Here is a 26,523-nt window from a genome sequence, read left to right as displayed (position 1 = left end):
CTGAAGTGTAGTCTCCAATTTCAGCAATTAGTGGATCGAAGTGATTCATCCGTCTATGTATTTCACAAGAGCAATGACACCAAACGGTACAAAATGCTCGTTGTCGACAAGTCGGAGGTTTATAACGCTGCGATTTGATAAATACTGGCATATGAATGTATGGATATCCAATCTGGCGATCGTGGCCAGAAGCCTTTAGCCGTTTGGGATTTAGACAGCAAGATGCGGAAAATAAATCAGAGAAAATGACTACAAACATTCGTTGACATGACTACCCCCTTGTGATAAAGTGTTTTAGGTAGGCCTAAATTCGCGTTTTTTAGGATCAATTTAGAGACTCCGTCTTTTTTGGATGTCTTCGGGAGGTGCACATCATGCGGGTAATAATTACTTTGGCTTGTACAACTTGCAAACAAAGAAATTACACTACGACCAAAAACAAGCGTAATCACCCTGACCGCATGGAGATGAAGAAATTCTGCAAGTTCTGTAACGAGCAGACTCCTCATCGGGAAACTAGATAGTTTTTTGGAGGTGTAGTCGGCGTGAAACGTAGTTTCAAGTCTCTGATTTCCTTTTTCTCTGAAAGCTGGGCTGAACTCAAGAAAGTTCGCTGGCCCAATCGTAAAGAGTTGACGAACTATACGTTGATCGTTATCGGTACAATTGCGTTTGTCACAATTTATTTTTGGGTTCTGGATATCGGCATCTCTGCTGTGATCGAAGCGATTATTTAAGAAGGGTCCCAGGTGGCTTGATATGGAAAAAAGATGGTATGTCGTTCATACCTATTCTGGGTATGAGAACAAAGTCAAAGCCAATTTGGAAAAACGCGTTGAGTCCATGGGCATGGAGGACAAGATATTCCGAGTTCTTGTTCCGATGGAAGAAGAACTGGTAAACAAAGACGGTAAGAAAAAGACTGTCATGCGTAAAGTTTACCCGGGTTATGTCTTGGTCGAAATGATTCAAACCGATGATTCCTGGTATGTTGTGCGCAATACACCGGGCGTGACCGGATTTGTAGGATCGACGGGTTCTGGTTCCAAGCCTACGCCTTTGCTTCCTGAGGAAGTTGAGCAGATTCTGAAGCATATGGGTATGGTCGAGCCGAAACCGAAGATTGAATTCGACGTGAAGGAATCCGTTCGGATTAAAGTTGGTCCATTTGCGAATTTTGTGGGCTCCGTGGAAGAAATATTGGCTGACAAAAGCAAGTTGAAAGTGCATGTCAACATGTTTGGACGGGAAACCCCGCTGGAGTTGGATTATACTCAAGTGGAGAAAATATAGGTTTTCTTAAGGTTTCTTGTGGGAGGATCATCTGATCCATTGTACCACTATTGAGTCAAGGAGGTGTCACCATGGCAAAAAAGGTAATCAAAATGGTAAAACTGCAGATCCCTGCAGGTAAAGCGAATCCAGCGCCTCCAGTAGGTCCGGCTTTGGGTCAAGCAGGTGTCAACATCATGGCATTCTGTAAGGAATTCAACGCTCGTACTGCTGATCAAGCAGGCCTGATCATTCCGGTTGAAATTTCTGTGTTTGAAGATCGTTCCTTTACTTTCATCACAAAAACTCCACCGGCTGCAGTTCTGTTGAAAGTTGCTGCTAAAATCGAAAAAGGTTCCGGCGTGCCGAACAAAACGAAAGTAGCTACTGTAAAACGCGATACTGTTCGTCAAATCGCTGAGCAAAAAATGCCTGACCTGAACGCAGCTTCCGTTGAAGCAGCTATGCGTATGGTTGAAGGTACTGCTCGCAGCATGGGTATCACCATCGAAGATTAATCGTAAGCTTCGACAATCGGCTTTGTACCGATTCATGTGGGAGGTATATCCGCTAATACCACAAAGGAGGAAATGAAAATGGCTAAACACGGTAAGAAATACCTGGAAGCTGCTAAGCTGATCGACAGCGAAGCAACTTACGAGCCTTTGGAAGCCGTTGAACTGGTGAAAAAGGCAGCGACTGCAAAATTCGACGAGACCGTTGAAGTAGCAGTTCGTCTGGGCGTTGACGCTCGTAAACAAGACCAAGCCGTTCGTGGCGTAGTTGTATTGCCGCACGGTACTGGTAAAACCCAACGCGTCTTGGTGTTCGCTAAAGGCGACAAAGTGAAAGAAGCAGAAGCAGCTGGTGCTGATTATGTTGGTGATCAAGATATGATCAACAAAATCCAACAAGGCTGGTTCGAATTCGATGTCTGCGTAGCTACACCAGATATGATGAGTGAGGTTGGTAAACTGGGTCGTCTGCTCGGTGGTAAAGGTCTCATGCCTAACCCTAAAGCAGGAACAGTTACTTTCGATGTTGCCAAAGCTGTTCAAGAAATCAAAGCTGGTAAAATCGAATACCGTCTCGACAAAGCTGGTCAAATTCACGCGCCAATCGGTAAAGCGTCCTTCACAGCTGAGCAACTGGGTGAGAACCTCAAAGCTTTGGTTGATGCCCTGAACCGCGCGAAGCCTGCGGCTGCTAAAGGTGTATACCTGAAGAACATCGCAGTATCTTCCACAATGAGCCCAAGTGCTCGTGTAAACACAGCTAGCTTTAGATAATAATTTTTGATTGACTAGTTCAATCTGATCTGTTATTATATTGAAGTTGGTTACGGAAGATTGACCGTTAAATTTGAATATGCTTACCGTAGACAGTAGGTGCCGTCAGGCTTAATTTCCTACCGAGGTGTTATGATAGAACGACTCATGCGGCGGTTCTTACCGCCCATGTTGATTTATCAAGCCTTCGTGATTGCTACGGAGGCTTTTCTTGTGCTCAAGTAGCCTACTTGTAGTGAGATCTAGGGATCTTCATTAGAAGTGAATAAATTTCATCAGGAGGTGTACAGTTTGGCAAATGCAAAAGTGATTCAAGCAAAACAAGAAGCCGTTGAAGCTGTAACTGCAAAGCTGCGCGAGAGCGCAACTACTGTTGTTGCTGACTATCGTGGTCTGAATGTTGCTCAAGTAACTGAGCTGCGCAAGCAACTGCGTGAAGCAGGCGTAGAACTTCAAGTACTGAAGAACACATTGTTGCGTCGTGCAACTGCAGCTGCAGAACTGTCTGAACTGGACGAAGTATTGACGGGCCCTACCGCAATCGCGTTCAGCGTTGACGATGCTGTAGCTCCAGCAAAAATCCTTAATGATTTTGCTAAAAAGAACGATGCTTTGAAACTGAAAGGCGGAGTAGTAGAGGGTCGTGTAGTTGGTGCTGAAGAAATCAAAGCACTGGCAGAACTGCCATCCCGCGAAGGTCTCCTTTCCATGCTCCTCAGCGTGCTTCAAGCTCCTGTGCGCAACTTCGCGCTTGCAGTTAAAGCTGTTGCCGAGAAGGAAGAGCAAAGCGCATAATCGAATATTCGGTTCTGCGACTGCAGTAATGGTATAAACAAAAAAACTATTATATAAACGGAGGTTCAACCATGAGTAAAGAGCAAATCTTGGAAGCAATTAAAGGTATGACTGTACTGGAACTGAACGATCTTGTTAAAGCAATCGAAGAAGAATTCGGCGTAACAGCTGCTGCTCCAGTAGCAGTAGTAGGCGGAGCTGTTGGTGGCGCTGCTGAAGCTGAGCAATCCGAGTTTGATGTAGTTCTGGCTAACCCAGGCGCATCCAAAATCAACGTTATCAAAGCAGTTCGTGAAGTTACAGGTCTCGGCCTGAAAGAAGCTAAAGAGCTTGTTGACAACGCTCCAAAGCCAGTTAAAGAAAAAGTGGGCAAAGAAGAAGCTGAGTCCATCAAAGCTAAGCTGGAAGAAGCAGGCGCTACTATCGAGCTGAAATAGTATTTTGCAATGAGGTTAGTAATAAACCCCTTGGAGTATTCTTCAAGGGGTTTATTGCTGTAGTTTGTTCAGTATAGATGTCTGAAAAAGCCTGGAGATGGATAGGATGTTAAGAAACCCTCTATCATCGTACTCTCAGGAGACGGACCGCGATCATAACAAAACCAAAGGTGGGCAGATGATGTCTGAGCATTATTATTCCAATAGCCCGAGTGTGGGACATGATCGGCGTGTGCTGGAGACGGAGCTGCGCGGACATTCTCTTCGCTTTATTAGTGATGCCGGGGTATTTTCTAGGGATGGAGTGGACTATGGCAGTCGAGTGTTGATTGAGGCCATGGAGCTGCCGGCGGGTGCGAACATTTTGGATGTGGGCTGCGGATATGGACCGATAGGTCTTGTGGCAGCACGCCTGAATCCTTCGGGCCATGTAACGATGTTGGACATTAACGAGCGGGCAGTTCAGCTGAGCAAAGAAAATGCAAGCAACAACGGGATTAAGAATGTGACTGTGATGCAGAGTGATCGGCTAGAGGCTGTGCAGGGACGGCAATTCGATGTGATTCTGACCAATCCGCCTATACGGGCCGGTAAGCAAACGGTGCATTCGATCTTTGAGCAGGCTGCGGTTCATGTGAAGGAAGGCGGGACACTGTGGGTAGTCATTCAGAAGAAGCAAGGTGCGCCATCGGCACGAGCCAAGCTGGAGGAGTTATTTTCACAGGTCGAGGAAGTCACCAAGGACAAAGGCTATCGGATATTTAAGGCAAGTAAATAATTACAGAAAATTCGAATAAGACCATTGACTTAGGTCATAGCCTATGATATTATTGTATAATGTCAGTATTAGGATGCCCTTTATGGCTTTAGTTTGCTGAAATGTCAACTATTTTATACGAGAATTAGGCATGGATAAGTCCTTCTCTACGTATAATATAACCATTTTGGGTAAATCTACAAGTAATAATGTGGTTCCGGCAGGAAGACCTCACAGATGAGTCGCTCTTTTTTCGAATGAATTCGAGTAAGGGCTTTTCTTTATTTGTGTGGTATGTGTGTTACATGCTCTTCTGTATGAGTTCATTATACGGCTCCAAACAGAGGTTCGCAATGAAATTTTTAAGTGAGTAGACATGAGGGGTGAGTTAAAGTTGGCAGGACATCTTGTTCAATATGGTCGACGCACTCGGCGCAGTTATGCACGAATTAACGAGGTACTCGAAGTTCCCAATCTGATTGAGATCCAGCAGAAATCGTATGACTGGTTCCTTGAAGAAGGATTGCGTGAAATGTTCCAGGATATCTCGCCAATTCAGGATTTTACGGGAAATCTGGTGCTGGAATTCATCGATTACAGCCTCGGGGAGCCTAAATATACAGTTGACGATGCGAAGGAACGCGACGTCACGTATGCAGCGCCTCTGCGTGTAAAGGTCCGGCTTATTAATAAAGAAACCGGAGAAGTTAAAGAGCAGGAAGTATTTATGGGAGACTTCCCGCTGATGACCGAGACCGGTACGTTTATTATTAACGGTGCGGAACGGGTTATCGTCAGCCAGTTGGTTCGCTCTCCCAGCGTCTATTTCAGTACTAAAGTAGATAAAAACGGTAAACAGGCCTATACGGCAACAGTAATTCCTAACCGCGGAGCCTGGCTTGAGCTGGAAATGGACGCGAAGGATATTATCTATGTCCGCATTGACCGTACCCGTAAGATTCCGGTTACTGTTCTGCTGCGTGCTCTGGGGTTCGGCACCGATGCCGAGATTCTGGATTTGCTTGGCAATGACGAATATATTCGCAACACACTGGACAAGGATAACACCGATTCTACGGAAAAGGCCCTCATTGAGATTTACGAGCGTCTTCGTCCGGGTGAGCCGCCTACGCTGGATAACGCCAAGAGCTTGCTCGTAGCGCGTTTCTTTGATCCAAAACGTTATGACCTGGCTAATGTAGGTCGTTACAAAATCAACAAAAAGCTGCACATCAAGAACCGTCTATTCAACCAACGTCTGGCGGAGTCACTGGTAGATACCACTACAGGTGAAATCATTGCCGAGGCGGGTCAAATGGTGGATCGTCGTCTGCTGGATGAGATCATGCCACACCTGGAGAACACTGTTGGCCACCGCACTTATCATGTAGCGAGCGGTGTACTGGACAGCAATGATATTCCTCTCCAGACGATTGACGTGTTCTCGCCGATCGAGGATGGTAAGGTAATCAAGTTGATCGCTAACGGCAATATTGATAAATCCGTGAAGAACGTAACACCTGCGGACATCATTTCGTCGATTAGCTATTTCATCAACTTGCTTCACGGAATCGGTAGCACCGATGACATTGACCACCTGGGCAACCGTCGTCTGCGTTCTGTAGGTGAGTTGCTGCAGAATCAGTTCCGTATCGGTCTATCCCGTATGGAGCGTGTAGTTCGTGAGAGAATGTCGATTCAGGATGCAAATGTGATTACACCACAGGCCCTGATCAACATACGTCCCGTTATCGCATCCATTAAAGAGTTCTTCGGAAGCTCCCAATTGTCTCAGTTCATGGATCAGACCAACCCACTGGCTGAACTGACGCATAAGCGTCGTCTATCAGCACTGGGACCAGGTGGTCTGACACGTGAGCGTGCGGGCATGGAAGTACGGGACGTTCACCCGAGTCACTACGGTCGTATGTGTCCAATCGAGACACCGGAAGGACCGAACATCGGTCTGATCAACTCCTTGTCCACCTTTGCGCGGATCAATGAGTATGGCTTCATTGAGGCACCTTATCGTTGGGTTGATCCTAAGAACAGCCAAGTTACTACGCAGATTGATTATCTGACGGCTGACGAAGAGGATAACTATGTCGTGGCACAGGCGAATGCGGAGCTGACAGAAGAGAATACCTTCAAGGATGAAGTCGTAATTGTGCGTTACAACAAGCAATCCGACAACATCATTCCGATGCAAAGTAGCCGTGTTGACTACATGGACGTATCACCGAAGCAGGTTGTATCCGTAGCGACGGCGCTCATTCCGTTCCTTGAGAACGATGACTCCAACCGTGCGCTCATGGGATCTAATATGCAACGTCAGGCTGTTCCGCTTCTGATTCCGAAGGCTCCGCTGGTAGGTACAGGAATGGAGCATAAGGCTGCGAAAGACTCTGGTGTGTGTATTGTGTCCAAATATGACGGAATTATTGAGCGTTCCTCTGCGAATGAGATCTGGCTGCGCCGGGTTGAATTAGTGGACGGTCAAGAAGTCAAAGGCGACATTGTTAAATATAAATTACACAAATTTATGCGTTCGAACCAAGGAACATGCATCAATCAGCGTCCAATTGTGAAACGTGGGGATGCCGTCAAGAAGGGCGACATTCTTGCAGATGGACCATCCACAGAGATGGGCGAATTGGCACTGGGACGTAACGTAGTCGTAGCATTCATGACTTGGGAAGGTTACAACTACGAGGATGCGATCCTGCTGAGTGAGAAGCTTGTGAAAGAAGATGTATACACCTCCATTCATATTGAGGAATACGAATCCGAAGCACGTGACACGAAGCTCGGCCCTGAAGAAATTACTCGTGATATCCCGAACGTGGGCGAAGAAGCGCTCCGCAATCTGGATGAGCGTGGTATTATCCGGATTGGTGCCGAGATTGGCGCAGGCGATATTCTCGTAGGTAAAGTTACACCTAAGGGGGTAACGGAGCTGACGGCGGAAGAGCGTCTCTTGCATGCGATCTTCGGTGAGAAAGCGCGCGAGGTGCGTGATACCTCCCTGCGTGTACCACACGGTACTGACGGTATCGTTGTGGACGTTAAGGTGTTCACTCGTGAGAACGGTGATGAACTGCCACCAGGTGTGAATCAACTGGTTCGCGTATACATTGCCCAAAAACGTAAAATCTCCGAAGGCGATAAGATGGCCGGACGTCACGGTAACAAGGGTGTCGTTGCCCGTATTCTGCCAGAAGAGGATATGCCGTTCCTGCCGGACGGTACTCCGGTTCAGGTCGTACTGAACCCGCTGGGGGTACCATCACGGATGAACATTGGTCAGGTACTCGAGGTTCACTTGGGTATGGCCGCAATGCGTCTGGGTATTCACGTTGCTACTCCGGTCTTCGACGGAGCGAACGAGTATGATGTATTCGACACCATGGAAGAAGCAGGTATGCAGCGTAATGGTAAGACCGTACTGTACGATGGACGTACAGGCGACCGTTTTGAGCGTGAAGTTACTGTAGGCGTCATGCACATGATCAAACTGGCGCACATGGTTGATGATAAAATCCATGCCCGTTCCACAGGACCATACTCTCTCGTTACGCAACAGCCGCTGGGTGGTAAAGCTCAGTTCGGTGGACAGCGTTTCGGTGAGATGGAAGTATGGGCACTTGAGGCTTATGGTGCTGCCTATACACTTCAAGAGATCCTTACCGTCAAATCTGACGATGTGGTCGGCCGTGTGAAAACGTACGAATCCATCGTGAAGGGCGAGAATGTTCCAGAACCAGGCGTGCCTGAATCCTTCAAGGTATTGATCAAGGAGCTGCAAAGCTTGGGTATGGACGTCAAGATTCTCTCTGAAGACGAGCAGGAAATTGAAATGAAAGAAATCGACGACGAGGACGATAACACAGGCGACAAGCTGAGCCTTAACTTGGAAGGTGCTGAAGTCGGAGCTGAATAAGCTTCGGCAAGGCCGCTGATATTCGTCTACAGCAATGGTATTCTGCAGGCTCCCGTACCGGAGAGAATCCTCTCCGGTGTGGAACCTAGAACATAGGATTGGGTTAAGGAGGGTTGCTCCTTGTTGGACGTCAACAATTTCGAATATATGAAGATCGGGCTTGCTTCCCCGGAAAAAATTCGCTCTTGGTCCCGCGGAGAAGTCAAAAAACCGGAGACAATTAACTACCGTACGTTGAAACCGGAAAAAGAAGGACTGTTTTGCGAAAAGATTTTCGGACCGACGAAGGACTGGGAATGTCACTGTGGTAAATACAAACGTGTCCGTTATAAAGGCGTTGTATGTGACCGTTGTGGTGTCGAAGTAACCCGCGCCAAGGTTCGCCGTGAACGGATGGGCCACATTGAGCTGGCTGCTCCAGTTTCGCATATCTGGTATTTCAAAGGGATTCCAAGCCGTATGGGCCTTGCGCTCGATATGTCTCCAAGATCCCTGGAAGAGATCATCTACTTCGCTTCCTACGTAGTCACTGATCCAGGTGATACACCATTGGAAAAGAAGCAACTGCTCTCCGAGAAGGAATACCGCAGCTATCGTGAGAAATACGGCTATGGATTCCAGGCTGGTATGGGAGCAGAGGCTGTTAAGAAGCTCCTCCAAGATCTGGACATCGAGAAAGAACTGGAGTTCCTGAAGGAAGAGCTGCGTACAGCTCAGGGACAACGTCGTAACCGTGCTATCAAGCGTCTTGAGGTTATTGAGGCATTCCGCAACTCTGGTAACCAACCGGACTGGATGATTATGGATGTTCTTCCGGTAATTCCTCCAGAATTGCGCCCAATGGTACAGCTCGATGGTGGGCGTTTTGCGACCTCTGACCTGAATGATCTTTATCGCCGCGTGATCAACCGTAACAATCGTCTGAAAAGACTGTTGGATCTCGGTGCTCCAGACATCATCGTACAGAACGAAAAACGGATGCTGCAGGAAGCTGTCGATGCGCTGATCGACAACGGTCGCCGTGGCCGTCCTGTTACTGGACCAGGTAACCGTCCACTGAAATCCCTCAGCCATATGCTGAAGGGTAAGCAAGGTCGTTTCCGGCAGAACCTTCTCGGTAAACGGGTTGACTATTCCGGTCGTTCCGTTATCGTAGTAGGTCCTTACCTGAAAATGTATCAATGTGGTCTCCCGAAAGAAATGGCTCTGGAGCTGTTCAAGCCATTTGTTATGAAGGAGCTTGTTAATAAAGGTTTGGCTCATAATATCAAGAGTGCGAAGCGCAAGGTTGAACGCGTGAGCGCTGAAGTATGGGATGTTCTTGAAGAAGTTATCAAGGAGCACCCGGTTCTGTTGAACCGTGCCCCTACGCTTCACCGTCTTGGTATTCAGGCATTCGAGCCAATCCTGGTAGAAGGACGTGCGATTCGTCTGCATCCACTCGTATGTACAGCCTACAACGCTGACTTCGATGGTGACCAAATGGCGGTTCACGTACCATTGTCCGCTGAAGCACAAGCTGAAGCACGGCTTCTGATGCTCGCTTCCGGTAATATCCTGAACCCTAAGGACGGCAAGCCTGTTGTTACTCCGTCTCAGGATATGGTCTTGGGCTCTTACTATCTGACAATGGACAACAAAGAAGAAATTGGCAGCAACATGGTGCTGCGTGACGTTCATGAAGCGGTATCCGCATACCAACGCGGTATCGCCGGTCTGCATGCGCGTGTAGCCATCCCGGTTAAGTCTTTGGGCAAAACGAGCTTTACTGAAAAACAACAAGGTGCTTTGCTGATCACAACGATCGGTAAAATCATTTTCAATGAAATCTTCCCGCCAAGCTTCCCGTATATTAACGACGCTACCCGTGCGAACCTGTTGCAAGGTACAGCTGAGGAGTTCTTCGTATACGAGAAGGGTGTTAATTTGAATGAAGCTATTCAGAATGCGCCTCAAGCTGGTGGTGTTGGTAAGGATTATCTGGGTAACATTATCGCCCGTTGCTTCGAGATCTACCATACGACTCTGACTGCAGTGATCTTGGATAAGATCAAGCAGCTTGGCTTCACGTACTCTACTCGTGCGGGTGTAACCGTAGCCGTAGCAGACGTAGTCGTACCGCATGAGAAGCAGGAGATCCTGAAGGCATCCGATGATAAAGCGCAAATCGTTACGAACCAGTACCGTCGTGGTCTGATTACGAATGAAGAGCGTTACGATAGAATCATTGATATCTGGTCCAAAGCAAAAGATGATATTACCGAAGTGCTGATGAAGTCCATGGATCGTTATAATTCTATTATGATGATGGTGGATTCCAAAGCGCGTGGTAACAAATCGCAGATTACCCAGCTGGGCGGTATGCGTGGTCTGATGGCGAATCCATCAGGTCGTATCATCGAGCTCCCAATTAAATCGAACTTCCGTGAAGGTCTTACGGTTCTCGAGTACTTCATCTCCACGCACGGTGCACGTAAAGGTCTGGCGGATACGGCGCTGCGTACAGCGGATTCGGGTTACCTGACTCGCCGTCTGGTAGACGTAGCTCAGGACGTTATCGTTCGCGATGAGGATTGCGGCACGGATAAAGGCTTCACAGTAAGCCGTATCCAAGACGGTAAAGAGGTTATCGAGGACCTGTATGACCGTATTGAAGGTCGTTACTGCTTCGAGACCGTTCGTCATCCAGAAACGGGTGAAGTATTGGCTCGCCGTAACGAGTTGATCGATTCTGACAAAGCCGAAGCCATTGTCAAAGCTGGTGTAGCTAAGCTGCAGATTCGCTCCGTACTCAGCTGCCGTGCGAAGCATGGTGTCTGCAAGAAGTGCTATGGTCGCAACCTTGCGACTGGCAAGCACGTGGAGATCGGTGAAGCGGTTGGTATCATCGCAGCTCAATCCATCGGTGAGCCAGGAACACAGCTCACGATGCGTACGTTCCATACAGGGGGCGTAGCTGGAGACGATATCACACAAGGTTTGCCTCGTATTCAGGAGCTGTTCGAAGCACGTAACCCTAAAGGTCAAGCTACGATCAGTGAAATTGACGGCGTCGTCAAGGAAATCCGCGAAGGCAAAGATCGTCGTGAGATTGAAGTTGAGGGTGAAGCAGAGACTAAGACATACTCTGTTACCTATGGGTCTCGTCTGCGCGTAAGCGAAGGCATGACCATTGAAGCAGGGGATGAGCTGACCGACGGTTCTATCGATCCGAAGGAAATGCTGCGCATTAAAGGCGTTCGCGGTGTGCAGAACTACATCCTGCAAGAGGTTCAACGTGTATACCGTAACCAGGGTGTTGAGATCAACGACAAGCACGTTGAAGTTATGATTCGTCAAATGCTGCGTAAAATCCGTATCATTGACGCTGGTGACACGACATTGCTGCCAGGCTCCTTCGTGGATGTTCATGAATATGAGCAAGCCAATAAGATTGCCATTCTTGGTGGTAATGAGCCGGCTGTTGCCAAGCCAGTCCTGCTCGGTATTACGAAAGCTTCCCTGGAGACAGACTCCTTCTTGTCTGCGGCTTCCTTCCAGGAGACGACACGCGTACTTACCGATGCTGCAATCAAGGGCAAGGTAGACCAATTGCTTGGTCTGAAAGAAAATGTTATCATCGGTAAGCTGATTCCAGCGGGTACGGGAATGAACCGTTACCGGAGTGTAAGATTTGCCGAGGCTGACAATGGTGAATTGTCTGCTGAAGAGCTGGAGACAGCTAGCGTTGAATAAGCTGCTGTAACGTACCCATAAATATTCAGGAGCGCTGTCTGATGTAGACGCGCTCCGCATTAAAAAATTCCCGAAAATACTGCCTCGATGTACGGCCATAACTGGTCATGAATTGCGATGTAGCAGTATTTTCGGAGTTTTTTTGTGAAATAGATATATGTCTTGACATTGTCTATTAGGAATGCTAATATAGCAAAGGTGCGTGAGTTGCAGCTGAGATATTCAGGTCTTTTCGGAGGAATGCGAAATGTCTAACAATGAATATGCACTGCAAGATGCTCATGTCAAGATCGGTACCAAGCAGACACTTAAGACTGTCGAATTGGGTTTAGCCTCAGAGGTATATCTGGCGCAGGACGCAGATCCACGCCTCGCTTCACGCTTGCTTGAACTGTGTAACAGACAAGAAGTGAAGGTTACGCTTGTAGCTACCATGCAAGAGCTTGGTAAAGCTTGCGGAATTGAAGTGGGAGCAGCGATGGCTGCTATCGTAAAACAATAACGTAAGGAATGTTTTTGTCAGTGCTTCTGTAAGCATCAAAGGCAAGAACTTTTCATTTGTTCTTTTATGAACCGCCTGGGTCTGTGGACTTAAAAGTGAGTTTGCAAAAGATCATTTTAAAAATCGAGGAAGGAGGTGGCAATTAACATGCCAACTATCAATCAATTGGTGCGTAAAGGCCGTAAAGCTAAAATTTACAAATCCAAATCACCAGCTCTGCAAAGAGGATTCAACGCTCTGAAACGTGAGGCTACTGAAATCAGTGCTCCACAAAAGCGTGGTGTCTGCACTCGTGTAGGTACAATGACTCCGAAAAAACCGAACTCCGCACTTCGTAAATATGCTCGTGTTCGCTTGACGAACCGTGTAGAGGTGACTGCTTACATTCCTGGTATCGGACATAACCTGCAAGAGCACAGTGTCGTGCTGATTCGTGGAGGTCGGGTAAAAGACCTTCCAGGGGTACGTTACCACATCGTTCGCGGTGCATTGGATACTGCAGGTGTTAACAACCGTATGCAAGCTCGTTCCAAATATGGTGCGAAGCGTCCAAAAGCTAAAAAAGCTTAATGAATTCAATCCCGGCATGAATGTCGGTGAATATGTGAGAAAGGGGGATATCCATGCCACGCAAAGGTCCAGTTACCAAGAGAGACGTGCTGCCTGATCCGGTATACAACAGCAAGTTGGTTACTCGTCTGATCAATCGCATCATGCTCGACGGAAAACGCGGAGTTGCTCAAAACATTCTGTACAATGCGTTCAAGCTTATCCAAGAACGTACTGGGAATGACCCAATGGAAGTTTTCGAAGCAGCTATCAAGAATATCATGCCAGTCCTGGAAGTTAAAGCTCGTCGTGTAGGCGGCGCTAACTACCAAGTACCAATCGAGGTTAAGCCAGAGAGACGTACTTCCCTGGGACTTCGTTGGCTCGTGAACTACTCCCGCAACCGCGGTGAGAAGACAATGGAAGAGCGTTTGGCTGCTGAGATTATCGATGCATCCAACAACACAGGCGCTTCCGTTAAGAAACGCGAAGACACGCACAAAATGGCTGAAGCGAACAAAGCATTCGCTCACTACCGCTGGTAGGATTCAGTTTTACAAAATAACTTCTATTTTGAAGGGAGACCCATTTCATGGCAAGAGAGTTCTCCTTGAAAAATACACGTAATATCGGGATCATGGCTCATATTGATGCGGGTAAAACTACGACAACTGAGCGGATCTTGTTCTACACAGGCCGTACGCACAAAATCGGTGAGGTTCACGAGGGTGCTGCGACAATGGACTGGATGGAGCAAGAACAGGAGCGCGGAATTACGATTACATCCGCTGCGACTACAGCCGCTTGGAAGGGTCACCGCGTTAATATCATCGACACCCCGGGGCACGTTGACTTCACTGTTGAAGTTGAACGTTCCCTTCGTGTATTGGACGGAGCAGTAGGTGTTTTCAGTGCGAAGGAAGGCGTTGAGCCTCAGTCTGAAACTGTATGGAGACAGGCTGACCGCTATGGCGTTCCACGGATCGCATATGTTAACAAAATGGATATCATCGGTGCTGACTTCCTGAACGTTGTTGCTGACATGCGTGATCGCCTTCAGGCAAACGCTGTTGCAATCCAACTGCCAATCGGTGCTGAGAATGACTTCCAAGGTATCATTGACATCGTTGAGCAAAAAGCTCACATGTACAAAGATGATCTGGGTCAAAACATCGAAGAGGTAGAAATTCCAGATGAGTTCAAAGGCCAAGTCGAGGAGCTCCGCAATGAGCTGATCGAGAAGGTTGCTGAGCTGGATGAAGAGCTGACTATGAAATACCTTGAGGGTGAAGAGATTTCCGTAGAGGAAATCAAAGCTGCTCTCCGTAAAGGTGTAGTAGAAGTTAAGATCTTCCCAGTTATCTGTGGATCTTCTTACCGTAACAAAGGCGTTCAATTGATGCTGGATGCAGTTATCGACTACCTGCCAGCACCAGTTGACGTACCAAGCATTCAAGGTCACCTGGAAGATGGAACTGAAGTAGAGCGTCACTCTTCTGATGAAGAGCCATTCTCTGCTTTGGCTTTCAAAATCATGACTGACCCTTATGTTGGTAAATTGACATTCTTCCGCGTATACTCCGGTGTTCTGCAATCCGGTTCTTACGTATTGAATGCAACGAAAGGCAAGCGTGAGCGGATCGGACGTATCCTGCAAATGCATGCTAACAGCCGTCAAGAGATCACTGAAGTATTCTCTGGTGATATTGCAGCAGCTGTAGGTTTGAAAGATACTGGAACAGGTGATACACTGTGTGATGAGAAGCATCCAGTTATCCTTGAGTCCATGAACTTCCCTGATCCGGTTATCGAGATCGCGGTTGAGCCTAAGACTAAGGCTGACCAAGACAAGATGTCCGTAGCTCTGGGTAAGTTGACTGAAGAGGATCCAACTCTTCGCGCTTCTACTAACGAAGAAACAGGACAAACTATCCTGGCTGGTATGGGTGAGCTTCACTTGGATATCATCATCGATCGTATGCGTCGTGAGTTCAAAGTGGAGACGAACGTAGGTAAACCACAAGTTGCCTATCGTGAGACATTCCGTGCTCCTGCACGTGTTGAGGGTAAGTTCGTTCGTCAATCCGGTGGTCGTGGTCAATACGGTCACGTATGGGTTGAGTTCGAGCCACTTGAAGCAGGTACAGGAAGCCAGTTCGAAAGTAAAGTTGTTGGTGGATCTGTTCCGAGAGAATATATCGGACCTGCTCTTGCAGGGATCGAAGAGCAAATGAAGAACGGCGTAATCGCAGGCTTCCCGCTTGTTGACGTTAAGGCTACCATCGTTGATGGTTCCTACCATGATGTTGACTCCAACGAAATGGCATTTAAAATTGCTGGTTCGATGGCGCTGAAAGCTGCGAAAGACAAATGTAAGCCGGTATTGCTTGAGCCGATTATGAAAGTTGAAGTAACGGTTCCTGAGGAGTACATGGGCGACGTTATGGGTATGCTGAACTCCCGTCGTGGACGCATCGAAGGTATGGATGCTCGCGGTGGTGCTCAAATCATCCGTGCGAAGGTGCCTTTGTCCGAGATGTTCGGATACTCGACAACTCTTCGTTCTGGTACACAAGGACGCGGTGTGTTCTCCATGGAACTCTCTCACTATGAAGAAGTTCCTAAGAGCATTGCGGACGAAATTGTATCCAAAACAAAAGGTGAGTAATACACCTGAAGTGTAACTGGACTGGCGGAGCTTCACTCATAAGGTGTCGCCTCGACAGTCTACACATAAAACCAAGATATTGAGGAGGACTTGTTCAAATGGCAAAGGCTAAGTTTGAGCGTAATAAACCGCACGTTAACATTGGTACTATCGGTCACGTTGACCATGGTAAAACAACTCTGACTGCTGCAATCACAACTGTATTGTCCAAAACTTACGGTGGTGCTGCAGTAGCGTTCGACCAAATCGATAAAGCTCCAGAAGAAAGAGAGCGTGGTATCACAATCTCCACAGCTCACGTTGAGTACGAAACTGACAATCGTCACTATGCACACGTTGACTGCCCAGGTCACGCTGACTATGTTAAAAACATGATCACTGGTGCAGCTCAAATGGACGGAGCAATCCTGGTTGTATCCGCAGCTGACGGCCCAATGCCACAAACTCGTGAGCACATCCTTCTGTCCCGCCAAGTAGGCGTACCTTACATTGTTGTATTCTTGAACAAATGCGACATGGTTGAAGACGAAGAGTTGCTTGAACTGGTTGAAATGGAAGTTCGTGACCTGCTGAACGAATATGAGTTCCCAGGCGATGACACTCCGATCACTCGTGGTTCCGCTCGTGAAGCTCTGCAAAACCCTGATGGTGAGTGGGCTCAAAAAATCGTTGAGATGTTCAAAGAAATTGATACTTACATCCCAACTCCAGAGCGCGACACTGAAAAACCTTTCTTGATGCCTGTTGAGGATGTATTCTCCATCACTGGTCGTGGTACAGTTGCTACAGGTCGTGTAGAGCGTGGTACTGTTAAAGTCGGTGACGAAATCGAAATCATCGGTATCCAAGAAGAAACTAAGAAATCCGTTGTTACGGGCGTTGAAATGTTCCGTAAATTGCTGGATTCCGCTCAAGCTGGTGACAACATCGGCGCACTGCTTCGTGGTGTAGATCGTACTCAAATCGAGCGCGGTCAAGTACTGGCTAAACCCGCTTCCGTTAAACCACACACTGAATTCACTGCTCAAGTGTATGTTTTGACTAAAGAAGAGGGTGGACGTCACAAACCTTTCTTCACTGGCTACCGTCCACAGTTCTACTTCCGTACAACTGACGTAACTGGTATCATCAACCTGCCAGAAGGTACTGAAATGGTTATGCCTGGTGACAACATCACAGTTACAGTTAACCTGATCGCTCCAATCGCGATCGAAGAAGGTACTCGCTTCGCGATTCGTGAAGGCGGACGTACAGTAGGCGCTGGCGCTGTAGCAACAATCATTAAATAATAAGGGATTATCCCTTATCACATAAGCAACATTGTACTGGAACGAGTAACATTGTACTGTAACGATTCGGAAGCCTCCACCTTCGGGTGGGGGCTTTTTCATTAGCGTATCTGCAATGATATTATTATTTTATATTTTTTTGGTTTAATGCTTGCATTAAGCCTATATATTCTATATAATAAGAATGTTGTTTGTGACTGTGCGATGATGTGAGAGGTTACTGACACACCCGGCCCCTTTGCCATGGGGTGGTGGTTAGAAAATTTTCACGGAGTATGTCCGATACCAAATTGGGCGATAGAAGGAGGGACTACAATGGCAAAGCAAAAAATTCGTATTCGTTTGAAAGCATACGATCACAGAATTCTTGATCAATCCGCTGAGAAAATTGTTGAGACAGCAAAACGTTCGGGTGCAGGTGTATCTGGGCCAATTCCGCTGCCAACTGAAAAACAAGTTATTACTATTCTCCGTGCGGTACACAAGTACAAGGATTCCCGGGAGCAATTCGAGCAACGCACTCATAAGCGTCTGATCGATATTGTGAACCCAACTCCACAAACTGTGGATGCCTTGATGCGCTTGGATCTGCCGTCCGGTGTAGATATCGAAATTAAACTGTAATAAGTAGATGTAACTAAGGAAAGGAAAAGAGGTGTCAACATGAAAGGTATCTTAGGAAAAAAACTTGGAATGACCCAAGTGTTTACCGCTGAAGGTAATGTAGTTGCGGTTACAGTAATCGAAGCTGGTCCTAACGTTGTTCTGCAAAAGAAAGACGTGGAAAACGATGGCTACGAAGCGATTCAACTGGGTTACTCAGATAAGAAAGAAAAGAATGCCAACAAACCAGAAGCAGGACATGCCAAAAAGGCTAATACTGCACCTAAGCGCTACGTTCGTGAATTCCGCGGTGTTGATTTTGCTGCCTACGAAGTAGGTCAAGAATTGAAAGCAGATATCTTCGCTGAAGGTGAGTTCGTTGACGTAACCGGTACTTCCAAAGGTAAAGGTTTCGCTGGTGTTATCAAACGTTGGGGACAAAGCACAGGTCCTATGTCTCACGGTTCCCGTTACCACAGAGGTCCAGGTTCCATGGGTTCCATCCAAGCGAACCGCGTACCTAAAGGTAAACGTCTGCCAGGACACATGGGTCATGATACAGTGACGATCCAACGTCTTGAAGTTGTTAAAGTCGATGCAGAACGCAACGTGCTGCTCGTAAAAGGCTCCATTCCTGGACCGAAAAACAGCTTAGTGAAAATTAAAGAATCGGTGAAGAAATAAGGACTGAAGAAAGGAGGAACACGAAATGCCTAAGGTAGCACTTTACAATATTAGCGGAAGCCAAGTTGGCGAAGTTGAACTGAATGATGCGATTTTCGGAATCGAGCCGAATAAGCACGTTCTTCACGAAGCAGTTGTTATGCAACTGGCATCCCTGCGTCAAGGTACTCACAAAGTGAAAGGGCGCTCTGAAGTACGTGGCGGTGGACGTAAACCTTGGAAACAAAAAGGTACAGGTCGCGCTCGTCAAGGCTCTATTCGCTCTCCACAATGGAAAGGCGGCGGTGTTGTTTTCGGACCTACACCACGTAGCTATGCCTACAAACTGCCTAAGAAAGTTCGTCGTCTTGCCATCAAATCGGCACTGTCTTCCAAAGTGATCGCGAACGAAATTATCGTATTGGATGCACTTACTATGAATGCTCCAAAGACGAAAGAATTCGCTGCTATCCTGAACAACCTGAAAGCAGACCGCAAAGCGTTGATCGTAGCGCCTAGCTATGATGATAATGTGGCTCTTTCCGCCCGCAATATTCCTGGGGTGAAGTTTGTTGCAGCAGACGGTATTAATGTTCTTGACGTGCTCAAACACGACAAGCTGATCATTACGAAAGAAGCAGTCCAGAAAGTTGAGGAGGTGTTCGCGTAATGAAAGATCCTCGTGATATTATCAAACGTCCTATTATCACTGAGCGTACAGCTGAGATGATGGGCGATATGAAATATGTGTTCGAAGTGGATATGCGTTCCAATAAGATCGAAATCAAACAAGCGATTGAAGCTATTTTCAACGTGAAAGTTTCCAATGTGAACACTCTGCGTGTTCCTGCGAAGCCAAAACGTTACGGTCGTCACTCCGGCTACACTAGCGAGTGGAAAAAAGCTTTCGTAACGCTGAGCAAAGACAGCAAACCGCTTGAGTTCTTTGAATCGGTATAAGAAACCTTTAAAGTAAGGAGGGAAAATCAGTGCCAATTAAAAAGTACAAACCGACGTCACCTGCAAGACGTGCAATGTCCGTATCTACTTTCGAAGAGATCACGACTAATCAGCCGGAGAAATCCTTGCTGGCGCCTCTGAGCAAAAAAGCAGGACGTAACAACCAAGGTAAAATTACGGTTCGTCACCACGGCGGTGGACACAAACGTAAATACCGTATCATTGACTTCAAACGTACCAAAGATGGAATACCGGGCCGCGTTGCTACAATCGAGTATGACCCGAACCGTACTTCCAACATCGCGTTGATTCATTATGTGGATGGCGAGAAGCGCTATATCATCGCTCCTAAAGGTCTGAAAGTAGGAGACGAGGTAGTGTCCGGACCAGCTTCCGACATCAAAATCGGTAACTCCCTGCCACTGGAAAACATTCCTGTAGGTACAGTGATCCACAATATTGAGTTAAAACCAGGTAAAGGCGGACAACTGGTCCGTGCAGCTGGTACTGAAGCTCAACTTCTTGGTAAAGAAGAAAAGTATGTAACAGTTCGTCTGTCCTCCGGTGAAGTTCGCCGCATTCTGAAAGTTTGCCGCGCTACAATCGGTTCCGTTGGTAACGAAGATCACGAGCTCGTGAAAATCGGTAAAGCGGGACGTAATCGTTGGTTGGGCAAGCGTCCTGAAGTCCGCGGGGTAGTAATGAACCCTAACGATCACCCTCACGGTGGTGGTGAAGGTCGTGCACCAATCGGGCGTAAGTCTCCAATGTCTCCTTGGGGCAAACCGACACTCGGATTCAAAACTCGTAAGAAAAATAAAGCTTCTGATAAATACATCGTTCGTCGCCGCACGAAATAATGCACGCATTGCTTAATGCGTGCCTGGACTAAGAACGAGAACGTTTGACGAAGGGAGGATTCACATATGAGCCGCAGTCTTAAAAAAGGACCATTCGTAGATGCATACCTGCTGAAAAAGGTAGAGGTTTTGAATGAAACGGACAAGAAAGTAGTAATCAAAACCTGGTCCCGTCGTTCCACAATTTTCCCGCAGTTCATCGGACACACTTTCGGTGTATACGATGGTCGCAAGCACGTGCCTGTATATGTAACTGAGGATATGGTTGGTCACAAGTTGGGAGAGTTCGCTCCTACCCGTACTTACAAGGGCCACGACGACGACAAGAAAACAAGAAGATAATGAACCACTGCTATGTTTGAGAGGAGGGTAACTCAATGGAAGCAAAAGCACATGCTAGATCTATTCGGATCTCCGCACGTAAAGTTAAACTCGTTATTGACTTGATCCGCGGCAAGCAAGTGGGTGAAGCGGTCGCAATCCTGCGCCACACACCAAAGTCAGCTTCTCCAGTAGTAGAGAAGTTGCTGAACTCTGCAATTGCTAACGCTGATCACAACTATTCCATGGACGTAAACAAATTGTATGTATCCGAGGTATTCGTAAACCAAGGACCAACAATGAAACGTTTCCGTCCACGCGCAATGGGTCGTGCTAGCCGGATTAACAAACGCACTAGCCACATCACTTTGGTGGTATCTGAAAAATAAGGAGGGAAAACGTGTGGGACAAAAGGTAAACCCCGTAGGACTCCGAGTCGGTATTATCCGTGATTGGGAATCCAAATGGTACGCAGGCAAAGATTTCGGTGATCTTTTGCTGGAAGACGTAAAGATTCGTGAACACCTGAAGAACAAGCTGAAAGACTCCGCTGTTTCCCGTATCGAGATCGAAAGAGCAGCGAACCGCATCAACGTAACAATCCACACTGCGAAGCCAGGTATGGTAATCGGTAAAGGTGGTTCTGAAGTTGAAATTCTGCGTGGTGAAATCACCAAAATCGCAGGCGGTAAAAAAGTACACATCAATATCTCTGAAATCAAAAACCCTGAACTGGATGCAATTCTGGTTGCTGAAAGCATTGCACAACAACTGGAGCGTCGCGTATCGTTCCGTCGTGCTTTGAAACAAGCAATTCAAAGAACTATGCGTTCCGGTGCAAAAGGGATTAAAACACAAGTGGGCGGCCGTCTTGGCGGTGCTGAGATCGCTCGTTCAGAAGGCTACAGTGAAGGAACTGTTCCACTGCACACGCTTCGTGCCGACATCGATTATGGTACAGCGGAGGCTCATACTACTTATGGTCGTATTGGCGTAAAAGTATGGATCTATCGTGGAGAGGTTCTTCCTACGGCTAAGAAACAAGCTGCTCAGGAAGGAGGCAACTAATCATGTTGGTACCAAAGCGCGTAAAACACCGCAAGCAACAACGCGGACACATGAAAGGCCGTGCTAAAGGCGGCACAACGCTGAACTTTGGCGAATACGGTCTGCAAGCTGTTGAACCAGCTTGGATCACTAACCGTCAGATCGAATCTGCTCGTATCGCGATGACACGTTACATCAAACGTGGCGGTAAAGTGTGGATCAAGATTTTCCCAGACAAACCGATTACACAAAAGCCTCTTGAAGTGCGGATGGGTAGCGGTAAAGGTAACGTTGAAAAATGGGTTGCAGTCGTGAAGCCAGGTAAGATCATGTTCGAACTTGCTGGCGTACCGGAAGAGGTTGCTCGCGAAGCAATGCGTCTTGCCGCTCACAAGCTGCCAATCAAAACTAAGTTTGTGAAACGTGAAGAATTGGGTGGTGAAGTAAATGAAGGCTAGTGAATTTCGCAACCTAACCACTGCTGAACTTGAACAAAAAATTACCGGGTTTAAAGAAGAACTCTTTAACCTCCGCTTTCAACTCGCTACCGGTCAGCTCGACAACCCGACTCGCATCCGCGATGTTCGTAAGGAAATTGCTCGTGCTAAAACCGTAATCCGTGAGAGAGAACTTGGGATTAGCTAAGAACTCATACCAGACGAGGACATCGTCTGTAATTAGGAAGGAGGCCAACAATGAGCGAACGTAATGCCCGTAGAGTACAAGTCGGCAAAGTAGTTAGTGACAAAATGGATAAAACGATCGTGGTAGCTGTAGAAACTTACAAAAAACATGATCTCTACCATAAACGTATCAAGTATACGAAAAAGTTCAAAGCACATGATGAGAACAACACTGCACAAATCGGTGATACTGTTAAAATCATGGAAACTCGCAAACTTTCCAAGGATAAGAACTGGAGAATGGTCGAGATCGTTGAGAAAGCAGTAATTATCTAATATAGAAGCAGTTTTGTCCGAAAGGAGGATATCTAAATGATTCAACCATTTACACGTTTGGCTGTAGCCGATAACTCTGGTGCTAAGCAACTGATGTGTATCCGTGTATTGGGCGGAACTGGACGTCGTACAGCCCAAATCGGTGATCTGATCGTTTGCTCCGTCAAACAAGCAACACCAGGCGGCGTTGTCAAAAAGGGTGATGTAGTTAAGGCGGTTGTTGTTCGTACAAAACGTTCCGTGCGTCGTAAAGACGGTTCCTACATCGGCTTTGACGAAAATGCAGCGGTAGTTGTGAAAGAAGACAAGAGCCCACGCGGAACTCGTATTTTCGGACCAGTTGCTCGCGAACTTCGTGATAAAGACTTCATGAAAATCGTTTCTTTGGCTCCGGAAGTAATCTAAGCAGAGACCCTGCCCGTATACAGCAAGTTATAGGAGGTGTACGAAATGCCAAAAGTGAAAAAGGTTCTGGAATCCCACAACAACAAGCTGCACGTCAAAAAAGACGACACTGTTATGGTGATTACAGGCAAGGATAAAGGTAAAAAGGGACGCGTAATTGCTGCTTATCCTCGTGAAAACCGTGTGCTTGTGGAAGGTGTTAACATGATCAAAAAACACCAAAAGCCTAACCAGCAAAATCCACAAGGCGGCATCATCGAGAAAGAAGCTCCAATTCATGTTTCCAACGTGATGCATATCGATCCAAAGAGCGGAAAAGTAACCCGTATCGGTTACAAAGTATTGGATAACGGTAAAAAAGTGCGCGTTGCTAAACGTTCCGGAGAACAAATCGATAAATAATCTTTAAAGGAAAGGAGGACCATTGTTCATGGCTATTCGAATGAAAGAGCGTTTTCTGAATGAAATCACTCCTGCTCTGATGCAGAAGTTCAACTATACGACTGTAATGCAAGTGCCTAAGATCGAGAAAGTTGTAATCAACATGGGGGTTGGCGAAGCTGTTCAAAACTCCAAAGTGCTTGATTCCGCTGTTAACGATCTGCAGCTGATTACTGGTCAAAAGCCAGTTATCACTCGTGCTAAGAAATCCATCGCAGGCTTCAAGCTGCGTGAGAACATGCCAATCGGGGTTAAAGTAACACTGCGCGGCGAGCGTATGTACTACTTCCTGGATAAGCTGTTCAACATTACACTGCCACGCGTTCGTGACTTCCGTGGTGTATCCACTAAAGCCTTTGACGGCCGTGGTAACTACACACTCGGTCTGAAGGAACAATTGATCTTCCCTGAGATCGAGTATGATCAAGTGGACAAAGTTCGCGGTATGGATATCGTTATCGTAACAACTGCGAACACTGACGAAGAGTCCCGTGAGTTGCTGACTCAACTGGGAATGCCTTTTGCAAAGTAATATTGGCTTAACGTTGTGGGCAGCTGCCCATTTCTCCGAATCTATCTAGGAGGTGTCAGGCTAAGTGGCAAAAACTTCGATGAAAGTTAAACAACAACGCACGCCGAAATTCAAAGTTCGCGCATACACTCGTTGTGAGCGTTGTGGTCGTCCACATTCCGTGTTGCAAAAATTCAAGATCTGCAGAATTTGCTTCCGTGAATTAGCTTATAAAGGCCAGATTCCTGGCGTGAAAAAAGCAAGCTGGTAAAAAGTCCTGAACGGGAAGGAGGTTTATACACAATGACTATGTCTGATCCAATTGCAGATATGCTTACTCGTATTCGTAACGCGAACACTGTTCGCCACGAGACAGTTGAGATGCCTGCTTCGACAATGAAAAAGCAAATCGCAGACATTCTGAAGCGTGAAGGCTTCATTCGTGATGCGGAATTTGTTGAGGATAACAAACAAGGGATTATCCGTGTTTTCCTGAAATACGGTGCTAATAACGAGCGTGTTATTACTGGTCTGAAAAGAATCAGTAAGCCTGGTCTGCGCGTGTACACGAAGAGCAATGAGATTCCTCGCGTACTGGGTGGACTCGGAATCGCGATCATTTCTACATCTAAAGGTATCATGACTGATAAAGAAGCTCGTCAGTCCAAAGCCGGCGGAGAAGTTATTTGCTACGTGTGGTAATACAAAGCTAAGAAGATAGGAGGTGCAATACATGTCCCGTATTGGTCGCAAACCAATCGCAGTACCAAGTGGTGTGGATGTAACACTGAATAACGCAGTGATCACTGTTAAAGGACCGAAAGGAACTCTGACTCGTGAACTTCACAAAGACATGCAGGTTACTGTTGAAAACAATGAAATTAACGTAGTTCGTCCTTCTGATAACAAACTTCACCGTTCTTTGCACGGAACAACCCGCTCCGTTGTCAATAACATGGTAAGTGGTGTAACTGAAGGATTCGCTAAATCTCTGGAACTGGTTGGGGTCGGATATCGTGCAAGCAAATCCGGAGATAAAATCGTTCTGAACGTTGGTTACTCCCATCCGGTAGAAATCACTCCAGAACCGGGCATCGAGTTCGAAGTTCCTTCGAACACTAAAATCATCGTTCGCGGAATCGACAAAGAGCGCGTAGGTGCCTACGCTGCTAAAATCCGTTCCGTTCGTGAGCCTGAGCCGTATAAAGGTAAAGGTATTAAGTATGAAGGCGAACGCATCATCCGTAAAGAAGGTAAAGCCGGTAAGAAGAAATAACTTTCTTACCGCCTTTCTGTGGTCTGCCGTCTTGGGGAGACTACGTGCCTCTTTTTTACCCAGTGCGTCTTGATCTGAAGCTGTTAAAGGCAAACTGAAGGGAGTGAAAGAAGAAGATGATTACGAAAAAGGATAAAAACAAAGCACGTGTGAGAAGACATCTGCGTGTTCGTAAAAAAATCCAAGGAACGGCTCAACGTCCTCGTTTGAACGTATTCCGTTCTGAAAAACATATCTACGCTCAACTGATTGATGACGTAGCAGGCGTGACATTGGCAGCTGCATCCACTATGGATAAAGAGCTGAGCAAAGATATCGCTAACGGTGCTAGCGTGGAATCCGCACGTAAAGTCGGAGAACTCGTTGCTAAGCGCGGTAAAGAAAAGGGTGTTACTGCGGTTGTTTTCGACCGTGGAGGCTACCTGTATCATGGACGTATCCAAGCGCTGGCTGAAGCAGCTCGCGAAACTGGACTTGAGTTTTAAGACATTTTACAAAAGGAGGTTAACGACTTGCGTGTAGATCCGAACACTTTAGAACTGTCTGAAAGAGTTGTAAATATTAATCGTGTAGCTAAAGTTGTAAAAGGCGGACGTCGCTTTAGTTTCAGCGCACTGGTTGTTGTCGGTGACGGCAATGGCTGGGTTGGTGCTGGTATCGGTAAAGCTGGCGAAGTACCTGAAGCGATTCGCAAAGGTGTGGAAGACGCTAAGAAAAACCTGGTACACGTTCCACTCGTAGGAACTACAGTTCCTCACCTGGTTACTGGTAAGTTCGGCGCAGGCCGCGTTCTGTTGAAGCCAGCATCTGAAGGTACTGGTGTAATTGCAGGCGGTCCTGTTCGTGCGGTGCTCGAACTGGCTGGCGTAGGTGATATTTTGACAAAATCTCTGGGTTCTTCGAATTCCATGAACATGGTCAATGCGACTTTGGAAGGTTTGTCCCGCTTGAAACGCGCTGAAGATGTAGCGAAATTGCGTGGCAAAACTGTCGAAGAGCTGCGCGGTTAAGGAGGATATGTCATGAGTAAATTAGAAATTACCCTTGTCCGTTCTTTGATTGGCCGCCCAGGTACTCAAAGAACAACTGTGAACACTCTGGGACTGCGTAAGCTGAACCAAACTGTAGTTCACAACGACGATCCTGCCATTCGCGGTATGATCAACAAAGTAAGTCATCTGGTTTCGGTTAAAGAAATCGAAGCTTAAGAGATACAGAAGTTCAACAAATAATCAAGGAGGTGC

Annotated in this window: 35 protein-coding genes and 1 other annotated feature; all 35 genes read left to right on the top strand. The window is 47.0% G+C overall.

From position 1 onward, the window contains the following. Positions 1–374 precede the first annotated feature (374 nt). The 35 genes from rpmG to rpmD all read left to right on the top strand — a co-directional run bounded on the left by rpmG (position 375) and on the right by rpmD (position 26,487). On the top strand, positions 375–524 hold the full coding sequence (gene rpmG / locus K331_RS31625) for a 50S ribosomal protein L33 (protein ID WP_081625363.1): 150 nt from the start codon (positions 375–377) through the stop codon (positions 522–524). Positions 525–545: 21 nt separating this feature from the next. Then, positions 546–737 carry a preprotein translocase subunit SecE gene (secE, locus tag K331_RS0119460; protein WP_018888208.1) on the top strand — a complete coding sequence of 64 codons (192 nt, stop codon included), beginning with the start codon at positions 546–548 and terminating at the stop codon, positions 735–737. Between the two features lie 22 nt (positions 738–759). Next, on the top strand, positions 760–1,293 hold the full coding sequence (gene nusG / locus K331_RS0119455; protein ID WP_018888209.1) for a transcription termination/antitermination protein NusG: 534 nt from the start codon (positions 760–762) through the stop codon (positions 1,291–1,293). A 71-nt stretch (positions 1,294–1,364) separates the two neighbouring features. Further along, positions 1,365–1,790 (top strand): 50S ribosomal protein L11, encoded by a 426-nt coding sequence (gene rplK / locus K331_RS0119450; protein ID WP_018888210.1) that lies wholly within the window; start codon positions 1,365–1,367, stop codon positions 1,788–1,790. A 78-nt stretch (positions 1,791–1,868) separates the two neighbouring features. Continuing rightward, complete coding sequence (rplA, locus tag K331_RS0119445) at positions 1,869–2,561, top strand: 50S ribosomal protein L1 (protein WP_018888211.1); 693 nt, start codon at positions 1,869–1,871, stop codon at positions 2,559–2,561. A gap of 68 nt (positions 2,562–2,629) precedes the next feature. Then, positions 2,630–2,782: a sequence feature (ribosomal protein L10 leader region), on the top strand. A gap of 70 nt (positions 2,783–2,852) precedes the next feature. After that, a complete protein-coding gene (gene rplJ / locus K331_RS0119440; protein WP_018888212.1) occupies positions 2,853–3,356 on the top strand; it encodes a 50S ribosomal protein L10 in 504 nt (167 codons plus the stop codon). A 71-nt stretch (positions 3,357–3,427) separates the two neighbouring features. Then, complete coding sequence (gene rplL / locus K331_RS0119435; RefSeq protein ID WP_028591595.1) at positions 3,428–3,793, top strand: 50S ribosomal protein L7/L12; 366 nt, start codon at positions 3,428–3,430, stop codon at positions 3,791–3,793. Positions 3,794–3,974: 181 nt separating this feature from the next. After that, a complete protein-coding gene (locus K331_RS0119430; RefSeq protein WP_028591594.1) occupies positions 3,975–4,571 on the top strand; it encodes a class I SAM-dependent methyltransferase in 597 nt (198 codons plus the stop codon). Positions 4,572–4,944: 373 nt separating this feature from the next. Then, on the top strand, positions 4,945–8,490 hold the full coding sequence (rpoB, locus tag K331_RS0119425) for a DNA-directed RNA polymerase subunit beta (RefSeq protein WP_028591593.1): 3,546 nt from the start codon (positions 4,945–4,947) through the stop codon (positions 8,488–8,490). 120 nt (positions 8,491–8,610) lie between these two features. Further along, a complete protein-coding gene (gene rpoC, locus K331_RS0119420; RefSeq protein WP_018888216.1) occupies positions 8,611–12,225 on the top strand; it encodes a DNA-directed RNA polymerase subunit beta' in 3,615 nt (1,204 codons plus the stop codon). Positions 12,226–12,472: 247 nt separating this feature from the next. Next, on the top strand, positions 12,473–12,727 hold the full coding sequence (locus K331_RS0119415; RefSeq protein WP_018888217.1) for a ribosomal L7Ae/L30e/S12e/Gadd45 family protein: 255 nt from the start codon (positions 12,473–12,475) through the stop codon (positions 12,725–12,727). Positions 12,728–12,874: 147 nt separating this feature from the next. Beyond that, positions 12,875–13,297 (top strand): 30S ribosomal protein S12, encoded by a 423-nt coding sequence (gene rpsL / locus K331_RS0119410; RefSeq protein ID WP_018888218.1) that lies wholly within the window; start codon positions 12,875–12,877, stop codon positions 13,295–13,297. Between the two features lie 53 nt (positions 13,298–13,350). Further along, entirely contained in the window at positions 13,351–13,821 is a 471-nt protein-coding gene (rpsG, locus tag K331_RS0119405) for a 30S ribosomal protein S7 (RefSeq protein WP_018888219.1), read from the top strand. Between the two features lie 47 nt (positions 13,822–13,868). Next, the gene (gene fusA / locus K331_RS0119400; protein WP_028591592.1) at positions 13,869–15,944 is read left to right on the top strand and encodes an elongation factor G; all 2,076 of its coding nucleotides are present in this window, start codon (positions 13,869–13,871) and stop codon (positions 15,942–15,944) included. A 98-nt stretch (positions 15,945–16,042) separates the two neighbouring features. Then, positions 16,043–17,233, top strand: coding sequence for an elongation factor Tu (gene tuf / locus K331_RS0119395; protein WP_018888221.1), 1,191 nt, complete (start codon positions 16,043–16,045; stop codon positions 17,231–17,233). A gap of 315 nt (positions 17,234–17,548) precedes the next feature. Continuing rightward, positions 17,549–17,857 carry a 30S ribosomal protein S10 gene (rpsJ, locus tag K331_RS0119390; RefSeq protein WP_009226637.1) on the top strand — a complete coding sequence of 103 codons (309 nt, stop codon included), beginning with the start codon at positions 17,549–17,551 and terminating at the stop codon, positions 17,855–17,857. A gap of 39 nt (positions 17,858–17,896) precedes the next feature. Further along, positions 17,897–18,520, top strand: a complete 624-nt coding sequence (gene rplC, locus K331_RS0119385) for a 50S ribosomal protein L3 (RefSeq protein WP_018888222.1) — start codon at positions 17,897–17,899, stop codon at positions 18,518–18,520. A 25-nt stretch (positions 18,521–18,545) separates the two neighbouring features. Further along, complete coding sequence (gene rplD, locus K331_RS0119380; RefSeq protein ID WP_018888223.1) at positions 18,546–19,169, top strand: 50S ribosomal protein L4; 624 nt, start codon at positions 18,546–18,548, stop codon at positions 19,167–19,169. After that, positions 19,169–19,459, top strand: coding sequence for a 50S ribosomal protein L23 (rplW, locus tag K331_RS0119375; RefSeq protein WP_018888224.1), 291 nt, complete (start codon positions 19,169–19,171; stop codon positions 19,457–19,459). The genes rplD and rplW overlap by 1 nt, the downstream gene beginning before the upstream one ends. A gap of 29 nt (positions 19,460–19,488) precedes the next feature. Then, positions 19,489–20,319 (top strand): 50S ribosomal protein L2, encoded by an 831-nt coding sequence (gene rplB / locus K331_RS0119370; protein WP_018888225.1) that lies wholly within the window; start codon positions 19,489–19,491, stop codon positions 20,317–20,319. Positions 20,320–20,385: 66 nt separating this feature from the next. Next, positions 20,386–20,661: a 30S ribosomal protein S19 gene (gene rpsS, locus K331_RS0119365; protein ID WP_018888226.1), complete on the top strand. Its 276-nt coding sequence runs from the start codon at positions 20,386–20,388 to the stop codon at positions 20,659–20,661. A 35-nt stretch (positions 20,662–20,696) separates the two neighbouring features. Beyond that, positions 20,697–21,029, top strand: coding sequence for a 50S ribosomal protein L22 (gene rplV, locus K331_RS0119360; RefSeq protein ID WP_018888227.1), 333 nt, complete (start codon positions 20,697–20,699; stop codon positions 21,027–21,029). 13 nt (positions 21,030–21,042) lie between these two features. After that, positions 21,043–21,708 (top strand): 30S ribosomal protein S3, encoded by a 666-nt coding sequence (gene rpsC / locus K331_RS0119355; RefSeq protein ID WP_018888228.1) that lies wholly within the window; start codon positions 21,043–21,045, stop codon positions 21,706–21,708. 2 nt (positions 21,709–21,710) lie between these two features. Continuing rightward, positions 21,711–22,145: a 50S ribosomal protein L16 gene (gene rplP / locus K331_RS0119350; protein ID WP_018888229.1), complete on the top strand. Its 435-nt coding sequence runs from the start codon at positions 21,711–21,713 to the stop codon at positions 22,143–22,145. After that, positions 22,135–22,332, top strand: coding sequence for a 50S ribosomal protein L29 (rpmC, locus tag K331_RS0119345; RefSeq protein WP_018888230.1), 198 nt, complete (start codon positions 22,135–22,137; stop codon positions 22,330–22,332). Before rplP ends, rpmC begins: the two co-directional genes overlap by 11 nt. A gap of 50 nt (positions 22,333–22,382) precedes the next feature. Further along, the gene (rpsQ, locus tag K331_RS0119340; RefSeq protein WP_018888231.1) at positions 22,383–22,646 is read left to right on the top strand and encodes a 30S ribosomal protein S17; all 264 of its coding nucleotides are present in this window, start codon (positions 22,383–22,385) and stop codon (positions 22,644–22,646) included. A 36-nt stretch (positions 22,647–22,682) separates the two neighbouring features. Beyond that, positions 22,683–23,051, top strand: a complete 369-nt coding sequence (gene rplN, locus K331_RS0119335; protein WP_018888232.1) for a 50S ribosomal protein L14 — start codon at positions 22,683–22,685, stop codon at positions 23,049–23,051. A gap of 45 nt (positions 23,052–23,096) precedes the next feature. Continuing rightward, complete coding sequence (gene rplX, locus K331_RS0119330) at positions 23,097–23,453, top strand: 50S ribosomal protein L24 (protein ID WP_018888233.1); 357 nt, start codon at positions 23,097–23,099, stop codon at positions 23,451–23,453. A 28-nt stretch (positions 23,454–23,481) separates the two neighbouring features. Further along, positions 23,482–24,024 (top strand): 50S ribosomal protein L5, encoded by a 543-nt coding sequence (gene rplE, locus K331_RS0119325; RefSeq protein WP_018888234.1) that lies wholly within the window; start codon positions 23,482–23,484, stop codon positions 24,022–24,024. A gap of 64 nt (positions 24,025–24,088) precedes the next feature. Next, entirely contained in the window at positions 24,089–24,274 is a 186-nt protein-coding gene (locus K331_RS31620; RefSeq protein WP_013312154.1) for a type Z 30S ribosomal protein S14, read from the top strand. A 32-nt stretch (positions 24,275–24,306) separates the two neighbouring features. Beyond that, complete coding sequence (gene rpsH / locus K331_RS0119320) at positions 24,307–24,705, top strand: 30S ribosomal protein S8 (protein ID WP_018888235.1); 399 nt, start codon at positions 24,307–24,309, stop codon at positions 24,703–24,705. 31 nt (positions 24,706–24,736) lie between these two features. Beyond that, positions 24,737–25,279, top strand: a complete 543-nt coding sequence (gene rplF / locus K331_RS0119315; protein WP_018888236.1) for a 50S ribosomal protein L6 — start codon at positions 24,737–24,739, stop codon at positions 25,277–25,279. Positions 25,280–25,395: 116 nt separating this feature from the next. Next, entirely contained in the window at positions 25,396–25,764 is a 369-nt protein-coding gene (gene rplR, locus K331_RS0119310; RefSeq protein WP_018888237.1) for a 50S ribosomal protein L18, read from the top strand. 27 nt (positions 25,765–25,791) lie between these two features. Beyond that, positions 25,792–26,289 (top strand): 30S ribosomal protein S5, encoded by a 498-nt coding sequence (gene rpsE / locus K331_RS0119305; protein WP_018888238.1) that lies wholly within the window; start codon positions 25,792–25,794, stop codon positions 26,287–26,289. A 12-nt stretch (positions 26,290–26,301) separates the two neighbouring features. Next, complete coding sequence (rpmD, locus tag K331_RS0119300; RefSeq protein WP_018888239.1) at positions 26,302–26,487, top strand: 50S ribosomal protein L30; 186 nt, start codon at positions 26,302–26,304, stop codon at positions 26,485–26,487. The last annotated feature ends 36 nt before the right edge of the window (positions 26,488–26,523 follow it).

Origin of the sequence: Paenibacillus massiliensis subsp. panacisoli DSM 21345, from assembly GCF_000426545.1 — a bacterium.
GTDB lineage: Bacteria > Bacillota > Bacilli > Paenibacillales > Paenibacillaceae > Paenibacillus > Paenibacillus panacisoli.
Note: the sequence above shows the minus strand (reverse complement) of the source record. Positions and strands in the feature narration are given on the sequence as shown.

Bases quoted from the DNA above. Each gene is read 5' to 3' on its own strand.
- rpmG (WP_081625363.1), top strand. From the start codon at position 375: ATGCGGGTAATAATTACTTTGGCTTGTACAACTTGCAAACAAAGAAAT.
- nusG (WP_018888209.1), top strand. From the start codon at position 760: ATGGAAAAAAGATGGTATGTCGTTCATACCTATTCTGGGTATGAGAAC.
- rplK (WP_018888210.1), top strand. From the start codon at position 1,365: ATGGCAAAAAAGGTAATCAAAATGGTAAAACTGCAGATCCCTGCAGGT.
- rplA (WP_018888211.1), top strand. From the start codon at position 1,869: ATGGCTAAACACGGTAAGAAATACCTGGAAGCTGCTAAGCTGATCGAC.
- rplL (WP_028591595.1), top strand. From the start codon at position 3,428: ATGAGTAAAGAGCAAATCTTGGAAGCAATTAAAGGTATGACTGTACTG.
- K331_RS0119430 (WP_028591594.1), top strand. From the start codon at position 3,975: ATGTCTGAGCATTATTATTCCAATAGCCCGAGTGTGGGACATGATCGG.
- K331_RS0119415 (WP_018888217.1), top strand. From the start codon at position 12,473: ATGTCTAACAATGAATATGCACTGCAAGATGCTCATGTCAAGATCGGT.
- rpsL (WP_018888218.1), top strand. From the start codon at position 12,875: ATGCCAACTATCAATCAATTGGTGCGTAAAGGCCGTAAAGCTAAAATT.
- rpsG (WP_018888219.1), top strand. From the start codon at position 13,351: ATGCCACGCAAAGGTCCAGTTACCAAGAGAGACGTGCTGCCTGATCCG.
- fusA (WP_028591592.1), top strand. From the start codon at position 13,869: ATGGCAAGAGAGTTCTCCTTGAAAAATACACGTAATATCGGGATCATG.
- tuf (WP_018888221.1), top strand. From the start codon at position 16,043: ATGGCAAAGGCTAAGTTTGAGCGTAATAAACCGCACGTTAACATTGGT.
- rpsJ (WP_009226637.1), top strand. From the start codon at position 17,549: ATGGCAAAGCAAAAAATTCGTATTCGTTTGAAAGCATACGATCACAGA.
- rplC (WP_018888222.1), top strand. From the start codon at position 17,897: ATGAAAGGTATCTTAGGAAAAAAACTTGGAATGACCCAAGTGTTTACC.
- rplD (WP_018888223.1), top strand. From the start codon at position 18,546: ATGCCTAAGGTAGCACTTTACAATATTAGCGGAAGCCAAGTTGGCGAA.
- rplW (WP_018888224.1), top strand. From the start codon at position 19,169: ATGAAAGATCCTCGTGATATTATCAAACGTCCTATTATCACTGAGCGT.
- rpsS (WP_018888226.1), top strand. From the start codon at position 20,386: ATGAGCCGCAGTCTTAAAAAAGGACCATTCGTAGATGCATACCTGCTG.
- rplV (WP_018888227.1), top strand. From the start codon at position 20,697: ATGGAAGCAAAAGCACATGCTAGATCTATTCGGATCTCCGCACGTAAA.
- rplP (WP_018888229.1), top strand. From the start codon at position 21,711: ATGTTGGTACCAAAGCGCGTAAAACACCGCAAGCAACAACGCGGACAC.
- rpmC (WP_018888230.1), top strand. From the start codon at position 22,135: ATGAAGGCTAGTGAATTTCGCAACCTAACCACTGCTGAACTTGAACAA.
- rpsQ (WP_018888231.1), top strand. From the start codon at position 22,383: ATGAGCGAACGTAATGCCCGTAGAGTACAAGTCGGCAAAGTAGTTAGT.
- rplN (WP_018888232.1), top strand. From the start codon at position 22,683: ATGATTCAACCATTTACACGTTTGGCTGTAGCCGATAACTCTGGTGCT.
- rplX (WP_018888233.1), top strand. From the start codon at position 23,097: ATGCCAAAAGTGAAAAAGGTTCTGGAATCCCACAACAACAAGCTGCAC.
- rplE (WP_018888234.1), top strand. From the start codon at position 23,482: ATGGCTATTCGAATGAAAGAGCGTTTTCTGAATGAAATCACTCCTGCT.
- rpsH (WP_018888235.1), top strand. From the start codon at position 24,307: ATGACTATGTCTGATCCAATTGCAGATATGCTTACTCGTATTCGTAAC.
- rplF (WP_018888236.1), top strand. From the start codon at position 24,737: ATGTCCCGTATTGGTCGCAAACCAATCGCAGTACCAAGTGGTGTGGAT.
- rplR (WP_018888237.1), top strand. From the start codon at position 25,396: ATGATTACGAAAAAGGATAAAAACAAAGCACGTGTGAGAAGACATCTG.
- rpmD (WP_018888239.1), top strand. From the start codon at position 26,302: ATGAGTAAATTAGAAATTACCCTTGTCCGTTCTTTGATTGGCCGCCCA.